The sequence below is a fragment of the Marinomonas fungiae genome, from assembly GCF_001418205.1.
Classification (GTDB): Bacteria; Pseudomonadota; Gammaproteobacteria; order Pseudomonadales; family Marinomonadaceae; genus Marinomonas; species Marinomonas fungiae.
The window spans coordinates 478,428-496,338 of the sequence record NZ_LIQF01000002.1 but is presented as its reverse complement, the minus strand read 5'-3'; the positions used below and the strand labels follow the sequence as shown (position 1 = coordinate 496,338).

The window sequence follows — 17,911 nt, the reverse complement described above, 5'->3', positions numbered from 1 at the left end:
AATAGGCATTAGATCCGACAACAGATTAGAACTTGAACTAATTATTGGTATATCAATTAGATACCTCAAAGCAGAACACACTAGGACGTCGATGGACACCTTAAAAAAACTCTCATCCGGATACCACCAGCTGATCAGAAAATGCTCCTCTGCGAGCATTGTAGTGACGTTTTATTTAGTCTTAATCTTAATCACGCTAGCGGTTCTATGGTTTTCTGTTAATTCAGCGGTCAATAAACACTTAAACCAACAAACAGATATTCTAGGCAGCAGCCTTGCTACGCAAGCCGCTTTTAATGCAACCCAGTCCATTCTCACGAATGACTTGCTCAGCCTAAATGTGTTACTAAACCGTCTTGTGGTAAGCGACAATATTCTTAGCGCAAGGGTTTATAACCGCAAAGATGAGCTGTTAGCGGAAGCCAATCGCAACGGCACTCAAAGTACAAATGAGGGTGAAATGCGTCCGAGCGATACGCATCGAATCTTTAGTTCACCGATTCGTTTTCGTGATGATGTGGTTGGGCATGTACTGATTACCCTAGATAGAACCTCAGTACAGTCGACATTAAGCCATATTAGCAACCTAATGATTGGCTTAGGGATCTTTTTAAGCGCAATCACCAGCCTGATACTGCTTTTGATTGTTCGACGTCTTTTTAACCCTATTACTCGTGCCAGTGATGCCCTTCAGGCCTACACCAACGGTACAAATAATGCGCCATTACCAGAACGTAGCTATTTAGAAGCAGATGAATTAATCAGTCATGTACGCCAGTTACAGACACTTGAGTTGACCGCACCTTTGCCACAAGCCGTCGAACCTGAGCAAAATGACGCCCCTCCTGTTGATGAGGAAGGACAGTTTGAAATTAACTTTGAGCAGATTATCAAAGACACTGAACGTGAATCCTGTGCTTTGTTTATTCAGCTAAAACACCTCAACGAATGGCGTGATGAATTGCCACCTTTACAAGTGGCCAATTTATTAACCCCTATCTATCGCACAATATTCTTAGCCAGCGAGCATTACAACGGCCAGGTACACCAATATGAAAAAGATAGCGTCTTAATTCTGTTTCAAGCAAAAGACTGTGACGACAACCTGTATATGAATGCTGCCAGCTGTGCTCAGCTTATCCATGAACTGCTGAAACAGTTGATGGTTAGCAACCTATACGAAGATATTCCTGCTATTACTTATCACATGGGCTTACACAAGGGTGATGAATCACTATCTCGGATGTATGAAGCAAACCAAATTGATGACAGCATCTCAACATTGATTGAAGCAGCAGATGCTCTAGCCATGTCTGAGACTAATAACCAGTTGGTGCTAACAGAAGACATCATTACGGTTCCTGAAATCCAAAACCGCATTGTGTTGAGCTTGCCGGAAATCATCGAGCTTGAACAAGGTGAAGTACTTGCCTACGCGGTCAAAGGGTTGTCCGAGAAATATCGAGCGCGAATCAAAGATCACATGGACGAACTGAATTTAGAACAGACACCTGAGGAAGAGAGTTAATCTTACTCTAGTATTTTGTTCTACAAGCAAACAAAAAAGCCTAGTTGATGAGGCTCATCAACTAGGCTTTATATTTCTGCTCAGCTTATTAGTGATCTAAATCGATCACATCTGCTAAAGAAAGCCCCCGATTCTGTAACATCATGCGCAATTTGCGCAATGCTTCGACTTGTATCTGGCGTACACGCTCTCGCGTTAGACCAATTTCAAAGCCAACATCTTCTAGGGTACTCGGTTCGTAACCACGTAATCCAAAACGACGAGCAATCACTTCACGTTGCTTATCATTCAACTCATCCAACAATTGTTCGATGTTATGCTGTACATCCCCTTCCTGACGTTCACTTTCAGGGCCGGATTGTTGCGTATCGGCCAGCACTTCAACCAAGCTTTTGTCATTATCTAAACCACCAACTGGAGAATCGATTGAGCTAACACGCTCGTTTAGGCTCAACATTCTTTGAACGTCCTCAACAGGACGATCCAGCATCTGCGCGATTTCTTCTGGGCTAGGCTCATGATCTAGCTTTTGTGTTAATTCACGGGCTGCTCTGAGGTAAACATTAAGTTCTTTCACCACATGAATTGGCAGGCGAATGGTACGCGTTTGATTCATGATCGCTCGTTCAATAGTCTGACGAATCCACCAAGTTGCGTAAGTTGAGAAGCGAAAACCCCGCTCTGGGTCGAATTTTTCCACTGCTCGAATTAGGCCTAAATTACCCTCTTCGATCAGATCAAGCAGAGTTAACCCACGGTTTAAGTAGCGCCGAGAGATTTTAACCACTAAACGTAAATTACTTTCAATCATACGCTTGCGAGCTGCTTCATCCCCTTTCAGAGCAAGACGTGCAAAATACACCTCTTCCTCTGCTGTTAAAAGTGGCGAGTAGCCTATTTCACTAAGATAGAGCTGAGTCACATCGAGAGATTTAGTATCACCGTCTGCATAACGTGCATTGACGGCAGACTCAAAATCCTCGTCCGTGCTGTCATCTTCCTCGATGCTATCCAAATCATCGAAGTCAAAATCATCAGCATTTTGAACTATATCTTCTTGTGATTTATCCATTTCTACCGATTTCATATAGCCCTCCTCAATTCCCAAATTATGATTATTATTTTTTGGGTAGCACTTTTAGTGGATCAATTGGCTGACCATCACGCCTCACCTCGAAATGCAGTAAGGGCCGCTCTGTACCTTTACCACCAATGATGGCTAAGGAATCACCCGCTCGAACACTTTGTTTTTCCTTTACTAGGATACGGTCATTGTAAGCGTAAGCACTAAGATACACTTCGTTATGTTTCACTATGACTAAATTACCATAACCAATCAAGCCATTACCTGCATACACAACGACACCATCTGCGGCTGCTTTAACATGCTCAGCATCCTTACCTCGTATATCTATACCTTTACTACTAACGCCTGCGTTTGAAAAGCCCTTTGTAACTGAGCCTACCACTGGCCAATGCCAAGATGACACATTTTTATCAGGCACCTTTACAGTCGACACTGGCTTTATAGGGGAGTTCACTTTCGCTGTGGAGTTTTTTGTCACAGACACTTCAGGTCGTTTAGAGGCAGGACTTGTCGCAGTTTGTATAATAGGTTTTACTGAACCCGTTAAACGAATTTTCTGGTTTGGATAAATCGTATAAGGGGCTGGAATAGCGTTAATGCTCGCCACTTTTCGATAATCTAAGCCATATGAAAAAGCTATAGAAAACAAGGTGTCACCAGACTGTACTCGGTGAATTCCCGAGCCAGGAATCGATTTAGTTTTAGGGCTACTACTGTAGGAACCTAACTCAGAATAATGAAAGCTATCGTAGGCACAACCGGTCACAAATACACACACCAACAGCGCACCACTGATGCTCCTTGTCAGTGATGCTATAGAATTGGTAAATGCTCTCAGTTGACCTACGCTTAACATTCGAGGGAGCCCTTTTTTACACTTCTCTTACTTTGTTGTCAGAACGTATGCTTTTTGTAATGGAGATGTAATGTGCACCATAAACTAACGCTCCTCCTAAAAGAATCAAAGCACAGGGAATGAGTAAACCATTGACCCATTCATAATTTGCCATATTCCACGGCAACAATAAGTGCTCTTCGCTTGGAATTCGCTTATGGCCAACTTCAATATAAGACAGAGCCTCTTTCCAAGGCCACACTTTGACCAAGGCTCCCATCATGATGCCAGTCAAGAATGCTAAGGTGATGGATTTAGCGTGCTGAAGTAGCCAATTTAATAGCTTAGAAAAACTTAATAACCCCAGTAACGCCCCTAGCGCAAACACAGCAATTACGACGATATTCAAGTCTTTTACAGCTGAAATAACAACGCCATACATACCCATCATCAGCAGAATAAAACTGCCAGAAATTCCCGGTAGAATCATTGCGCAGATGGCGATCATACCTGAAACAAATACCATCCATAGCCCCGTATCTACTTGTGTCGGCACCAGCATAGATAGGGCTGAACCAAGCAAGATCCCTATGAACATCACAGCACCGTGAGCTAATCGGAAGCGTTGCATTTCATGGATTAAGATATAAGCGGATGCTAGGATCAAACCAAAGAAAAAACTCCACAACCACACAGGATAGTCTTGAAGCAAAGTAGTGATCAGACTAGCGATTGCAAAAATACTGGTGACAATGCCCAGCAATAATGTCAGAAGAAAAGCCCCATCAAAATGACGCCAGAGCCCTTTTACATCCCCTTTGCAAAGCATCTTTAAACTGTTGGCATTTACACCACTCAGAGCAGCGATCAAACGGTCATAAATCCCTACAATAAATGCCATGGTGCCACCTGAGACTCCAGGCACGACATCCGCGGCACCCATTAGTACACCACTTAAATAGATCTTGAGCCACTTAGGCATCGACTTTTCCTTCTAGTAACGGCACAAATTGAGCTGGGGCAGATTCCAAACGCTTCCATCTATCACCCACCCTACGCCAACAACCAATAGAAGGCACTTCATCGGCAATCGGCATAATCAGTACACCGTTTTCTTTTAACATATCGGTCAAGGCGGACGGGACCTTACTGGCCATAGCAGTAACAATAATGGCATCCATCTGCACTTTCTGCGGCCAACCTAAATGTCCATCACCATGTAAGAATTCAACGTTATTAATCTGCATTTTACGAAGGCGCTCTTGAGCTTGGACATATAAGCTCTGTTGGCGTTCAATGGTATGCACCTTATTAAAAAAGTGCGCCAAAAGGCATGTTTGATAACCCGACCCCGTGCCAATCTCTAAGACTCGCCCTAAGCGCGAGTACTTTAACAACCACGAGGTCATCCTAGCCACAGTCAATGGCTGGCTAATGGTCTGATTACGTCCAATGGGTAGCGGCGTAGGGCTATAGGCAAGGTGAGAAAAAGCAGGCTCAACGAATTCATGACGCGGCAAGCTTGCCATGAGTTCAAGCAATTCTTTATGACTAACCCCTTCACGAATCAAATGCTCTAACATTTGGCTAGAACGAGGTGATGAACGTTTTAATAGGTCATCCAATGCAATGCTCATGGTGTTAAATCATTTACCCATTGATTTAATTGATGTATCGCCGAATGGCAGGTCATATCCGTATGAATCGGTGTAATCGATACATAACCATTGGCGACTGCGTAAAAATCAGTATCGTCTGCGGCATCATTAGGCTCGGCTAAAGCTCCAATCCAATAGCATTCCAAGCCTTTTGGATGGTTAGCAGGGATAGCTGGGTGAGCCTGATGTCGGTATCCCAAACGAGTGACCCTCATACCCTTGAGTTCAGCATAAGGAATATCTGGAACATTGATATTAAGCAGTACCTTAGGAGGTAATGACAGAGTATGTGCATCGCGCAAAAGTTGTCCGACTACCTTTGCAGCGGTATCAAAGTGGCGATTACCAACCAAGGAAACGGCAATCGCTGGCCGCCCTAGATGGCGCGCTTCCATTGCGGCCGCGACCGTACCGGAATAAATCACGTCATCGCCTAAATTAGGGCCGTGATTGATACCAGAGATCACTGCATCAAACTTACCATCAATCACTTCTGACAAGGCTAGGTTCACGCAGTCGGTTGGCGTGCCGTCCACTTTGTACTGTCTTTCACGTACCAACGTTGGACGTAGAGGGCGCGTCAAGGTCAGAGAATTACTGGCGCCACTGCGATCTCGATCCGGTGCGACCAAGGTACATTCAAAGTCATTTTCCAAGTACCGTACTAAAGTTTGAATACCTTGCGCATCCAAACCATCATCATTCGCTAAAAGTAATCTCATTATGCTTTTCTTGGGATTTGTCATTAATATTAAACAGTTCGCGCAATACGCTGGTAGCAAACGCACCTTTTGGCAAATCAAATTGCAATACTAGCTGGTCCGCTTCACCTTGCTTAGATAGCAATTCCCACGCCATATTATTTGGCACAATACGTGTCGCACGGCTATCACGGGAAAAATCAAACGAGATCAAACCTGCCAACAAGGCTTGATGATTTTGGTAAAGCGTCTGCATCGCCTGCGCTCGCTCAGGATTCGTCCCCATCGGCCAGCCATCGCTAATCAACGGCAAAACTGGTGAAATATCACCGTTACGATTTCGGTAGAGTTGTTCAAGTGTTAACTCTTTGATACGAAACGATTGGCTACCATCTCTAGGCTGAGCTATATCACCAATACTCAGTAGATCCCAACTGCCCTGCTGCACAAAGCTTGACAACGCTTCATTAAAGAACCATGAACGAATCGCAGACAGCCAAAAAGACTGTGTTTTATTCAGTTTGTGAGTACCTTTACGCCCTGGCATAACAAACTCGTAGCCATTTACGAGATTATTGCCCTGTATGCCAAAACGTTGTTCGCCGTAGTAATTTGGCACGCCAAATCGCTCAATCAAACTGAGACGTTGCTCGATCTCCGCACGATCTCCCTGCAGATTGCGTAGACGCAAGACAAAGCGGTTACCTTGCAAGCCGCCGGTACGTAGTTTTTTAGAATGGCGAGTTTGGCGTAACACACGAACCACTTCTGGGTCACGAAACACCTGTTCAATGACTGTCAAATCTGGTGCTTGACCAATAATATGTAAACAGAACCATTGACGTGTGCAGGCGTGCCGATCTTTAACACCAGCATAGCTCACTCGGCTTGGCGAAATATCCGCAGCCTGCGCTAAACGCTTGGCCAGATAATCTGTGTTAACCCCTTGTTTTTCGACCCAAAGATAAACGAATTCCCCTTTCCCTTCCGGCTCAAATCCAAGAACCTCTTCGACCAGAAAGTCACTGGCAAACGCTTTTAAATCCGCGCTGGCCTGAGGCTCAGTCCAAGCATACTGCCACTGTGTGTTCATGTATTGTCTCGATAGAGTAATGCCACGGCCTCAACGGCAATGCCTTCTTTACGGCCAGTAAAACCTAACTTTTCCGTCGTCGTCGCTTTGACATTGGTCGCATCCATATCGATCTCTAGATCAGCAGCGATGTTAGCGCGCATGGCATCAATATGTGGACGCATTTTCGGCGCTTGAGCAATAATGGTCACATCCACATTGCCGACGCGCCAACCCAAGTTTTTCACTTCAGCAAACGCTTGACGCAATAAACCACGGCTATCAGCCCCCGCAAAGGCCTCATCCGTATCGGGAAAGTGTTTACCAATATCCCCTAAGGCTACAGCGCCTAACAACGCATCTGTTAACGCGTGCAGTGCCACGTCACCATCAGAATGCGCCACTAAGCCTTTTTCATAAGGAATAGTGACACCACCAATAACAATGTGATCCCCTTCACCAAACTTGTGGACATCAAAGCCATGACCGACTCGAAATGGAAACATGGAGTTCTCCTATTAATTCTGTGCTTGATGAATGCTTAACAGTGCTTGAGCGATGATAAGATCTTCAGGAACGGTAATCTTTAGATTATGGGATTCACCTTCAATCAGATCCGGCTGCCAGCCCATCAACTCCATCGCCGAGCTTTCATCGGTAATGGCAATGCCTTCTTCCATCGCGTTCGCAATACCTTGATAGAGAGCCATCAATGGGAATTTCTGTGGCGTTTGTGCTTGCCAAATGACGCTGCGGTCCACAGTTGCTGTAGCGCGTTGCTCTTCGGCCAACTTTAAAGTGTCCTTGCAAGGTATAGCTAATAAAGCACCTTGCTCTCCGGTGTGAGCCATAATACGCGTTAACGCTGCTTCACTGATCAAAGGGCGAGCCGCATCATGCACCAGCACCGACGCGTCATCAGCGATACCAATTGCCATCAATACTTGTAAGCCATTAAGTACGGTTTCAGAACGCTCAGCACCGCCATCAAACCTCACTACCTGAGGGTTACCGGCCCATTCCGAATGCTGCCAATACTCGTCATCAGGACTCACGCCCACGGCAATCCCAGCAATTTGCGGATGCTCAAGAAATTTCTCAATGGTGGTATCAAGAATGGTCTTGCCATTAAGCAATAGATATTGCTTAGGCTGCGCACTGGCCATACGTTTGCCAACGCCAGCGGCTGGAATAATCACCCAAAACTGTGTCATTACTTTTCTACTATTCGATAAAAGACTTCGCCGTCTTTAATGTATTGGAGTTCGGTCCGAACATGCTCTTCAATAGCATCCTCGCCACGACGTAGATCGTTGATTTGTGCCCGCAGGGCATCATTGCGCACCTTTAAGCGCTTATTAATTTGCTCTTGATATTCAATCTGTTTGGCGAGCTCCTCTTCACGTTTCACACCTTGCTCCCCCCAATAGGCTTGAAAGAAGAAATAGGCAGACGCGCTTACGAAGACGGCAAGGAAAATACGCAACATCATGTTGGAAGATTCAGACTCTGGACAAATGAATGCCCATTATTTCGCGAAATGACGGAAAAAAAAACAGAAAAGGGAGAACGAATGTTCTCCCTTTGATAAAGAGACCGAAAATTATGCTTGGCCTTTGATCTCTGAACGACCTTTGTATGGTGCTTTACCACCCAATTGCTCTTCAATACGTAGCAATTGGTTGTACTTAGACACACGGTCAGAACGACATAGAGAGCCAGTTTTGATTTGGCCCGCTGCTGTACCAACTGCAAGATCCGCAATCGTCGCATCTTCTGTTTCACCAGAACGGTGAGAGATGACAGCAGTGTAACCTGCCGCTTTCGCCATCTTAATCGCTTCAAGGGTTTCCGTTAGGGAACCGATTTGGTTGAATTTGATCAGGATAGAGTTAGCGATACCTTCGTCAATACCGCGCTTCAGAATCTTAGTGTTGGTTACGAATAGATCGTCACCTACAAGCTGAATCTTGTCGCCTAGGATCTTAGTTTGGTACGCAAAGCCCGCCCAGTCAGACTCGTCTTGACCATCTTCGATCGAAACGATTGGGTACTCTTCGCATAGCTCAGCAAGGTAGTCAGAGAATTCTTCTGATGTGAATACTTTACCTTCGCCTTTCATGTTGTACTTGCCGTCTTCGTAGAACTCAGACGATGCACAGTCCATCGCTAGGGTAATGTCTTTACCTAGCTCATAGCCTGCTGCGGCAACCGCTTCTTTGATCACCGCTAGCGCTTCAGCGTTAGATGCTAGGTCTGGTGCGAAACCACCTTCGTCACCTACAGCAGTGTTCAAACCACGCGCACTTAGTACTTTCTTCAGTGCGTGGAAGATTTCCGCACCGTAACGTAGCGCTTCACGGAAGTTAGGCGCGCCAACTGGCTGAATCATGAACTCTTGGATATCAACGTTGTTATCCGCGTGCTCACCACCGTTGATGATGTTCATCATTGGTACAGGCATTGAGTAAACACCTGGAGTGCCGTTGATGTCAGCAATGTGTGCGTACAGAGGTACTTTCTTAGAGACTGCCGCTGCTTTTGCTGCTGCCAAAGAAACCGCAAGAATAGCGTTCGCACCAAATTGAGATTTGTTCTCTGTGCCATCAAGATCGATCATGATCTTGTCTAATTCAGCTTGTGCTGTCGCATCTTTGCCTAGTAGCGCTTCACGGATTGGACCGTTCACCGCAGCAACGGCCTTCAATACGCCCTTGCCTAGGTAACGGCTTTTATCGCCATCACGCAATTCCAACGCTTCACGAGAACCGGTCGAGGCACCAGAAGGTGCACACGCTGTACCAAATGAGCCGTCCGCTAGGATTACGTCAGCTTCCACAGTCGGGTTACCGCGTGAATCCAGAACTTCTCTGGCCTTGATATCAACGATTTGACTCATAACAAACCCCTTTTAGTAGATGAATAATTCACAAACATCTGTTTGTTAAATCTATTTTTCTTTTCCTGCATACTTCAGCGCAGCGTGCACAAACGCGCTGAACAGGCCGTGACCGTATCGAGGTGTTGACGTAAATTCTGGGTGGAACTGACACGCAACGAACCAAGGATGGTCGGCAATCTCCACCATTTCTACTAGTGAGTTGTCAGCAGACAAACCTGAAATGGTCAGACCTGCTTCTTTTAACGCTGGCACGTAGTAGTTGTTTACTTCGTAACGATGACGGTGACGCTCACTGATCACATCTTGACCGTACGCAGCATGTGCTTTTGTACCTGGTACCAAGTTACAGTTTTGCGCGCCTAGACGCATCGTACCACCAAGATCGGATTCCTCTGACCGGATTTCTTTGGAACCTTCAGAGTTGACCCATTCAGTAATTAGGCCAACCACAGGATTCTCTGTTTTTAAGTTAAACTCAGTGCTGTGGGCACCGGTTAGATTTGCTACGTTACGAGCAAATTCGATAACCGCTACTTGCATACCTAGACAGATACCCAAGTAAGGGATTTTGTTTTCACGAGCGTATTGCGCCGTACGAATTTTACCTTCTACACCACGTTCACCAAAGCCGCCAGGTACTAGGATCGCATCCATACCTTCTAGCACGCCTGTGCCTTCTTCTTCGATTTTTTCAGAGTCAATGTAATGCAGTTTTACTTTTGTACGAGCATGGATACCCGCATGGTCCATTGCTTCGATCAAAGATTTGTAGGCATCCAACAACTCCATGTATTTACCCACCATGGCGATGTTTACTTGCTTCTCTGGGTTCAATTTCGCTTGCGCTACTTTATTCCAGATTTCCAAATCTGCCATGTTGCAATCTAGATTGAAGCGCTGAACGATCAGGCTATCCAGACCTTGGTCAGCCAACATCTGTGGGATACGGTAGATAGTGTCCGCATCAGGAAGAGAGATAACCGCACGCTCATCCACGTTAGTGAACAGGGCAATTTTCTTACGCTCTGGCGCTTCAATAGACACTTCAGAACGACAGATAAGGATATCAGGCTGGATACCAATCGAGCGCAGCTCTTTCACAGAGTGTTGCGTCGGTTTGGTTTTCGTCTCACCCGCAGTACGGATGTAAGGAACTAGCGTGAGGTGCATGAACAAAGCACGGTGCGAACCTAGCTCAACTTTTAGCTGACGAATGGCTTCTAGGAATGGTTGTGATTCAATATCACCGACCGTACCACCAATTTCAACTAGCGCAACGTCGGCGCCTTCAGCACCTTTTAATACGCGGCGTTTAATTTCATCAGTGATGTGAGGAATCACTTGAACCGTACCACCTAGGTAATCACCACGACGCTCTCGTTGTAGAACGTGCTGGTAAACGCGGCCGGATGTGAAGTTGTTAAGCTTTGTCATCTTAGTATCGATGAAACGCTCGTAGTGACCTAAGTCTAGGTCAGTCTCAGCACCGTCTTCCGTTACGAAAACTTCACCGTGCTGGAATGGGCTCATTGTGCCTGGGTCAACGTTGATGTATGGATCCAGTTTAAGCATGGTGACTTTCAGACCACGGGATTCAAGGATCGCCGCTAATGAAGCTGAAGCCAATCCTTTACCAAGTGATGAAACCACGCCGCCTGTGACGAAAATATATCGTGTCGCCATGTGTGTTAAGCCCGCCTTAAATTTGTATGATCAAAATGAGAAAAGGCACTTAAAAAAGCACCTTAGGACGGGAGCAAATAATAGCATCAGACCCCCTTTCACTCAACGTAAAAGGGAATAAGAATTGCGTCTTTTACGAGCTATTTCCGTGAACAGGGGGAAAACGTCAGCTAAGACCTTGATCTAGATATCTAACACTAAGCAATCACTGCGTGAGCGTGAGCAACAGGGCATGATTAAATTGTTTGCGCGGCGTTCATCATCGGAGAGAAATGTATCGCGGTGATCCGGGATACCTTCTAACACTCGCGTCATACAAGTGCCACACCACCCTTCCTCACAGGAAATAGGAATTTCAATACCATTTAATTCCAATGTTTGCGTTATGCTAAGCCCCTTCTCCACATCAAACACTTCGCCAGTACTGGCCAATTTGACTTGAAAGGCTTCTCGAGGAGCGCTGTCTATTTCTGGGGAGCGCTGAACTTTAAAGAATTCACGATGGAGCCTTGCTTCTGGCCAGCCAAGCTCCCGGGCTGTATCCAGCACTTCATGTATGTAATCGTTCGGCCCACAAACATAAATGTCACGCTTGTCAGGCAAAGCAGCTAGTAGTGCACGAATATCTGCACGTTGCCCTTGTTCTTGAGTAAAATGAAATGCGACCTTATCCGCAAACGGCGCCGCCTTAAGCGTGTCATAAAACGCTGCCTGCTTAGAGCTTTTGGCCGAGTAATGAAGTTTAAAATCCGCCCCACTTTTGGCCAACATCTGCGCCATTGGAATCAAGGGCGTGATCCCAATGCCTGCCGCCATTAGTAGCGCCGAAGCTTGGGGATTGCTAAGTAAGAAGTGATTTTGAGGAAGTTTAGACTGCAGTGTATCCCCGACTTTTAAACGATGTAATTCATCCGAACCACCGCGTGAACTCGGCTCACGTAACACTGCAATCTCAAACTCTTTGCCAGAAGTTGGCAGGCGACACAAGGAATACTGCCGCAATTTACCACTCGGTAGTTGCAGCTCTATGTGCGCCCCCGCCTGATAAATCGGTAACGCACCGCCATCGGCTTTAACCAATTCAAGTCGAACCACATTATCCGTTTCCTTAGTAATGCGATTTACGATTAAATCCAACATAACAGCCTTCACTCGATATCCTTTCATTTATCTTCGCTTTAGAGACTAATAATATAGTGGACTCCGATCAAGGAAGAAACCTGAGCGGTATGATTGAAGAATCAGTGTTTAAATGGGTCCCCTAGCGGCACTTCCAATACATTGGTTTGCCCCTCAGGTTGGCCCACCATTTCGTCATAGGCGCTCTGATGCCGTAGCACCATTTTTTCAACGCGTTTACCATCAAATATTTGCTGCAAATCGAGTTTGTTATGACTGGTCAAGAAGCGCCCTTTTTGATCAGTAATATAATGCTCTTCTCCTTCGGTAATAATTGAAAGCTGGTATAAGTTGGACTCTAGAGAATGAATACAGACTTTCTCAATAGTCGATATTTTTGCTAGCTCGGACAGGGTCATTTCGCTAATCTCCTATGGTTAACTCTGTGTTATACGTCACCATAACTCAGCTGGATGAATATTTTTGAACATGACTCAAACAGAACTTTTTAATCAACTCGATCAATCAGAGCGCTACCAAGCGGTGCGAGGAAAGATTGAACAACTCATCAGCAAGCATCCCTCTCGCATTATCATTGCCATTGCTGGACTGCCAGGCTCGGGCAAGTCAACCTTAGCGGATTATCTTGCTGATCGTATCAACCAACAACAGCAAGGCTTAGTCGCTAGCGTAAGCATGGACGGCTTTCATTATAGTAAAGAACAGCTCAATAACTTTCCTGACCCAAAAGCAGCATTGGCTCGCCGTGGCGCGCCTTGGACCTTTGATAGCAAAGAGTTTTGCACACGCTTAGCCAAATTCAAGCAACACCCCGAACAAACCCTGTACTGGCCTAGCTTCGATCACGCCCATGGCGATCCCGTCGAAAACGATATAGCAATCCCTGCTTCAATTAAGGTTTTAATAGTCGAAGGACTCTACGTATTACATCAGCAACATGGCTTTGAGAATGCACAAATTTGGCTCGACGAAAGTTGGTTTATTGATTTGAACATTCAGGACGCATTGAAACAACTAGCTAAACGTCATCAGCAAGCTTGGAGCTTTAGTGAAAAACAGGCGTGGCAAAGAATTGAACAAAATGATGCGCTTAATGCGCAAATTGCCGATCAAAGCAAAACATTCGCTAACCATATCATCAAAGTAAGATGATCGATTTTGACAGCAATATCGCAACAATTTTACATGGAATCTCATCAGGGATGGGTCTATCGTCTAAAGACTTTTATGCTATGGCGTAGCGCGCCAAAGTCTATTGCGTCCCAATTATAACAAGAAGGAAGACAACCTATGACCGCGTTTTTACCGTATAAGAGAACCCTCATTGCTGCCTCTATTGCCCTGTCTACCCTGCAACTCCACGCTGCCGGATTTCAGCTCAATGCACAATCAGCTACTGGCTTAGGACGAGCTTTTGCTGGCGATGCAGCCATTGGCGATAACGCCTCAGTAATTGCTCGCAATCCAGCCGCCATGTCCTTATTCGATAAACCCGCGATGTCTATTGGTGTGGAAACGATTACCACAGACATTAAAGTCAAAGACGCCACCTACACCAACAATTTAACTGCCAGCACGGCATCAGCCAATTCTGATGGTATTGGTGATACTTCAATCGTACCGAGCTTTTACTATGTCCACCCTGTGAATGAGAGTTTCGCTTGGGGTATTAACGCTTACTCTAACTTTGGCACCAAAACGGAATTTGAAAATGGCTACGCAGGCTATGAGTACGGCGGCAAGACTGATGTACTCAGTGCAAATTTTGGTGTCGTGGGCTCCTATAAAATGACCGAGCAATTGACACTCGGTGCAGGCATTGATGCCGTCTACGGGGAAGGTACTTTTACTCGCCCAGCAAACCCTGTCATTGCCGGGCTATATGGCACAGATAATTTACTTGAGATCGAAGCTGATGGCTGGGGCTTTGGTTATAACCTTGGCATGCTGTTTGAGGTTGACGAAAACAACCGTTTTGGCTTGGATTACCACTTCAGTCCTGATATCAAAGCGGATGGAGACGTTTATCGCTTTGGCGCTACTCCAACCAAGCAATCTGATACGGTCGTCATGCCACTGCCTGATATTGCCGAGTTCTCTGGTTACCATCGCATAGCACCTGAATACGCAATTCACTACAGCATTCAGTTTATCCGCTGGTCAGAATTTGAAACACTTACCGCTGATAATGCAGGTCTTATCAACACCTATAACTGGCAAGACGCTTGGCACTACTCCATCGGCGGAACTTACTACATGAATGACAGTTGGCAGCTTCGCGCCGGCTATATGTACGACACCAGTGCGCAAGCTCAAAGACGCTCGATTTCCGTGCCAGATTCTGACCGTCAATGGCTGTCTGCGGGGTTCACTTATAAACCGGACACTTTAAGTAGCATTGATTTCGGTGCTACCTATCTTTTAGGCGAAGATGTTTCCGTCTCCGAAAGTAACAGCGCTTCCAGCATTGTTGGCACCACGCACGCGGATGCTCTGCTACTGGGCGTTCAATACAGCCGCTCGTTCTAATCTTTATGCATAGGCAAATGCCCAGTAGTAAGCTGGGCATTTTTATGTGCGCGACGGATCACTCGGCCAAGGCAGCCGATCATTACGCTGCCATATAACCTGACCAGACCAATCAGGATGCTGCCAAAGTCCTCCAATGGCCACTAACTCCCCTTTAGCAAACACATAAGGCAGTTGCTCTCGCCACCAACTGGGTACTTGTTGATCCTGTAGAAACTTCTTTAAAGGCCGATGCTTACCATTGGGCAAACATAATTGAACACCCTCTGGTCTTGGTTTTAATTGGACATCTTGATCACAGTAAACACGATCAAACTCCCGCTCTATCCATGTACCAGCGACCAAGGCCTGCTCCACTGCTCTTTGATCTTTGGGCAGTATATACATAGCCGCTTTAAAGCGAACCAGACGATAATGATGACGTATGTATTCTGGCTGTTTATCTTGCGAACTAAAGAACATGTCCACTAGCGACCTTTGCTGTTGCTGTGTCACAGAGATACCCTGCTGGTTTAGAAAAGCTGACAGCCAAAAACCACGCTCAGACTCAGGCAGTAGCGATAATCGCAAACCACCATCACGATTGATAAAGCCCGCTAATGTTTCCACAAGCAAGCGTTCTAGGACACTACTCTCCGCCTGAATGCGCTCAACGCTTTGGGCGACCTGTTTCGCAATGTCGGCGTTATTTGCCTGCCAAGGCGCCAAGACTTGGTGGCGTAAAAAATTGCGACGAAATTGCAGCTCTAAGTTGGATTCATCTTCCACCCATTCCAGCTGATGGGTCTTAGCGTAAGCCTCAATCATCGATCGCGATGTTTTTAATAACGGTCGAAAGACATTAGCATCACCTATGCGACGACAAGCAGGAATGCCTTGAATACCACGCCAACCGCAACCTCGTTCTAAGCGAAACAGCACCGTCTCAGCTTGATCATTGGCATGATGTCCTTGCAGTAGCACGTCTCCAGCCTGGAGGTGGTTCGCAAACACTTGATAGCGCTTTTGTCGTGCCTGTTCTTCAATTGAACCTGTTTGATCAATCTGTATCCGCTCAAAATAAAACGGCACATCATAACCTTTACAAGTCGTTTGGCAGTGGCTTAACCAATGATCTGCATGCTGACTCAAGCCATGATGCACATGCAGTGCCGTCAGTCGCTGACGTATGGCTACCGGAGCCTGATGCGTGAGTATATGCAGCAACACCATAGAATCCATGCCACCACTGAGGGCAAGCCACACTTTCCCCTGCTCGCCGAGCAAACGTTCTAGCTGTTGCCAATCAATAGTGATCATGGATCGTGATCCTCGCTCAATCTATTTATTTTGATAAGTCATAAAACAGAAAAGGCGCCGAAGCGCCTTTAGAAGCATAAATCGAATGCATTATAGTGCAAACAGGTGGTGCTTTTTCTTACCTAGTTTTACTAGGAAGTATTTGCCGTAGTAACCATTGTCTGCAGTAAAGATGTCCGCCGCAGCCATGTTGTCATCCATACCCTTCGCCACACCGTTTACAAATACAGAATTGCGCTGTAATGCGTCTTTTACTTGCTTACCGCTAGCAGCCAAACCAGCATCCGCCAACAAGGTAGTCAACGGAGTTTCCGAAAGATTAATACCTACTAACGAACTACTTGGTAGACCATCTAGTTGGATTTGCTCTAGATCTTGCTCACTTAGTTGATCCGTTTCACCACTGAACAATGCTTGAGTGATACGTTCCGCCGCTGCTAAACCTTCTTCACCGTGAACAAGGCGAGTCGCTTCACGAGCAAGGATAGCTTGCGCCTGTGGCTTACCACCATTTTCTTGGTCCGCTTTTTCAATGGCATCGATTTCTTCTACAGACATGAACGTGAAGTACTTAAGGAACTTGTACACGTCTGCATCCGCAGTGCCTAACCAAAATTGGTAGAACGAGTACTGGCTGGTTTTCTTCGGATCAAGCCATACTGCACCTGATTCTGTCTTACCAAATTTCGTACCGTCTGCTTTGGTAACCAGAGGCACGGTTAGACCAAACACTTGCGCTTGGTTTTGACGACGGGAAAGGTCAATACCACCAACAATGTTGCCCCATTGGTCACTACCACCTACCTGCAAAGTACAGTCGTATTGACGATTCAGCTCGGCAAAGTCCATCCCTTGCAGCAAGGCATAAGAGAACTCAGTAAAAGAAATACCCGCGCCTTCACGGTTCAGACGCTGCTGTACTGACTCTTTGTTAATCATGGCATTGACGGAGAAGTGCTTACCGATTTCGCGTAGGAAATCGATCACATTCATATTGCCAGTCCAGTCTAGGTTGTTTACTACGCGCGCTGGGTTATCAACACCTTCGAAGGCAATAAACTGGCTTACTTGGCCTTTGATTTTATCCGCCCAGCTCGCCACCACATCGGATGTGTTCAATGAGCGCTCTGCGGCCTTAAAACTAGGATCTCCGATCATGCCAGTAGCACCGCCCACAAGAGCGATTGGATTGTGGCCTGCGTCTTGGCAACGCTTAAGAACCAATAGCGGCACTAGGTGACCTAGGTGTAAACTGTCGGCGGTTGGATCGAAACCACAATACAAAGTACGACGACCGGATGACAAGTGAGCACGTAGCTCTTCTTCTGCTGTCATTTGAGCAATAAGCCCACGAGCCTGTAAGTCAGCTAATAGGTCGATGTTCTGTTGTGTCATTTTACGATCCAAATCCTAATTGAGTGAAAATAAATTGGCGTTCAATTATAGCCACTTAGTTGATAGGATTACACGGCTTTCT

The 17,911-nt window shown here is 46.0% G+C and carries 18 protein-coding genes; 3 read left to right on the top strand and 15 right to left on the bottom strand.

Annotation, left to right across the window (positions count from 1 at the left end; genetic code table 11):
• The first annotated feature begins 91 nt into the window (after nt 1-91).
• On the top strand, nt 92-1,528 hold the full coding sequence (locus ASC49_RS04840; RefSeq protein WP_055462083.1) for an AhpA/YtjB family protein: 1,437 nt from the start codon (nt 92-94) through the stop codon (nt 1,526-1,528).
• Between the two features lie 88 nt (nt 1,529-1,616).
• Here ASC49_RS04840 and rpoS read toward each other — a convergent pair whose 3' ends face one another.
• From rpoS to ASC49_RS04775, 13 genes are all read right to left on the bottom strand, one after another.
• Nucleotides 1,617-2,615, bottom strand: a complete 999-nt coding sequence (gene rpoS, locus ASC49_RS04835) for an RNA polymerase sigma factor RpoS (protein WP_055462082.1) — start codon at nt 2,613-2,615, stop codon at nt 1,617-1,619.
• 31 nt (nt 2,616-2,646) lie between these two features.
• Complete coding sequence (locus tag ASC49_RS04830) at nt 2,647-3,471, bottom strand: peptidoglycan DD-metalloendopeptidase family protein (RefSeq protein WP_082443700.1); 825 nt, start codon at nt 3,469-3,471, stop codon at nt 2,647-2,649.
• A gap of 16 nt (nt 3,472-3,487) precedes the next feature.
• Nucleotides 3,488-4,432, bottom strand: coding sequence for a DUF368 domain-containing protein (locus ASC49_RS04825; RefSeq protein WP_055462081.1), 945 nt, complete (start codon nt 4,430-4,432; stop codon nt 3,488-3,490).
• Nucleotides 4,425-5,087 (bottom strand): protein-L-isoaspartate(D-aspartate) O-methyltransferase, encoded by a 663-nt coding sequence (locus ASC49_RS04820; protein ID WP_055462080.1) that lies wholly within the window; start codon nt 5,085-5,087, stop codon nt 4,425-4,427. Before ASC49_RS04820 ends, ASC49_RS04825 begins: the two co-directional genes overlap by 8 nt.
• The gene (gene surE / locus ASC49_RS04815; RefSeq protein WP_055462079.1) at nt 5,084-5,830 is read right to left on the bottom strand and encodes a 5'/3'-nucleotidase SurE; all 747 of its coding nucleotides are present in this window, start codon (nt 5,828-5,830) and stop codon (nt 5,084-5,086) included. The genes ASC49_RS04820 and surE overlap by 4 nt, the downstream gene beginning before the upstream one ends.
• Nucleotides 5,808-6,902, bottom strand: a complete 1,095-nt coding sequence (truD, locus tag ASC49_RS04810) for a tRNA pseudouridine(13) synthase TruD (RefSeq protein ID WP_055462078.1) — start codon at nt 6,900-6,902, stop codon at nt 5,808-5,810. The genes surE and truD overlap by 23 nt, the downstream gene beginning before the upstream one ends.
• Nucleotides 6,899-7,387 carry a 2-C-methyl-D-erythritol 2,4-cyclodiphosphate synthase gene (gene ispF, locus ASC49_RS04805; RefSeq protein WP_055462077.1) on the bottom strand — a complete coding sequence of 163 codons (489 nt, stop codon included), beginning with the start codon at nt 7,385-7,387 and terminating at the stop codon, nt 6,899-6,901. The genes truD and ispF overlap by 4 nt, the downstream gene beginning before the upstream one ends.
• Nucleotides 7,388-7,399: 12 nt before the next feature.
• Complete coding sequence (ispD, locus tag ASC49_RS04800) at nt 7,400-8,095, bottom strand: 2-C-methyl-D-erythritol 4-phosphate cytidylyltransferase (RefSeq protein WP_055462076.1); 696 nt, start codon at nt 8,093-8,095, stop codon at nt 7,400-7,402.
• Nucleotides 8,095-8,373: an FtsB family cell division protein gene (locus tag ASC49_RS04795; RefSeq protein ID WP_245624634.1), complete on the bottom strand. Its 279-nt coding sequence runs from the start codon at nt 8,371-8,373 to the stop codon at nt 8,095-8,097. The genes ispD and ASC49_RS04795 overlap by 1 nt, the downstream gene beginning before the upstream one ends.
• Nucleotides 8,374-8,484: 111 nt before the next feature.
• Nucleotides 8,485-9,780 carry a phosphopyruvate hydratase gene (gene eno / locus ASC49_RS04790; RefSeq protein ID WP_055462075.1) on the bottom strand — a complete coding sequence of 432 codons (1,296 nt, stop codon included), beginning with the start codon at nt 9,778-9,780 and terminating at the stop codon, nt 8,485-8,487.
• Between the two features lie 51 nt (nt 9,781-9,831).
• The gene (locus ASC49_RS04785) at nt 9,832-11,466 is read right to left on the bottom strand and encodes a CTP synthase (RefSeq protein ID WP_055462074.1); all 1,635 of its coding nucleotides are present in this window, start codon (nt 11,464-11,466) and stop codon (nt 9,832-9,834) included.
• 183 nt (nt 11,467-11,649) lie between these two features.
• Nucleotides 11,650-12,633 (bottom strand): PDR/VanB family oxidoreductase, encoded by a 984-nt coding sequence (locus tag ASC49_RS04780; RefSeq protein WP_245624633.1) that lies wholly within the window; start codon nt 12,631-12,633, stop codon nt 11,650-11,652.
• Between the two features lie 74 nt (nt 12,634-12,707).
• Nucleotides 12,708-13,004, bottom strand: a complete 297-nt coding sequence (locus ASC49_RS04775; protein WP_055462073.1) for a DUF6482 family protein — start codon at nt 13,002-13,004, stop codon at nt 12,708-12,710.
• 70 nt (nt 13,005-13,074) lie between these two features.
• Here ASC49_RS04775 and ASC49_RS04770 point away from each other — a divergent pair, with 70 nt between their 5' ends.
• Both ASC49_RS04770 and ASC49_RS04765 read left to right on the top strand, forming a co-directional pair.
• The gene (locus ASC49_RS04770; RefSeq protein ID WP_055462072.1) at nt 13,075-13,758 is read left to right on the top strand and encodes a nucleoside/nucleotide kinase family protein; all 684 of its coding nucleotides are present in this window, start codon (nt 13,075-13,077) and stop codon (nt 13,756-13,758) included.
• 138 nt (nt 13,759-13,896) lie between these two features.
• Nucleotides 13,897-15,135, top strand: coding sequence for an outer membrane protein transport protein (locus ASC49_RS04765; RefSeq protein WP_055462071.1), 1,239 nt, complete (start codon nt 13,897-13,899; stop codon nt 15,133-15,135).
• Between the two features lie 42 nt (nt 15,136-15,177).
• Here the strand turns inward: ASC49_RS04765 and tilS are convergent, their stop codons facing one another.
• Nucleotides 15,178-16,434 carry a tRNA lysidine(34) synthetase TilS gene (gene tilS, locus ASC49_RS04760; protein ID WP_055462070.1) on the bottom strand — a complete coding sequence of 419 codons (1,257 nt, stop codon included), beginning with the start codon at nt 16,432-16,434 and terminating at the stop codon, nt 15,178-15,180.
• A 90-nt stretch (nt 16,435-16,524) separates the two neighbouring features.
• Entirely contained in the window at nt 16,525-17,829 is a 1,305-nt protein-coding gene (gene tyrS, locus ASC49_RS04755) for a tyrosine--tRNA ligase (RefSeq protein WP_055462069.1), read from the bottom strand.
• Nucleotides 17,830-17,911: the final 82 nt, after the last annotated feature.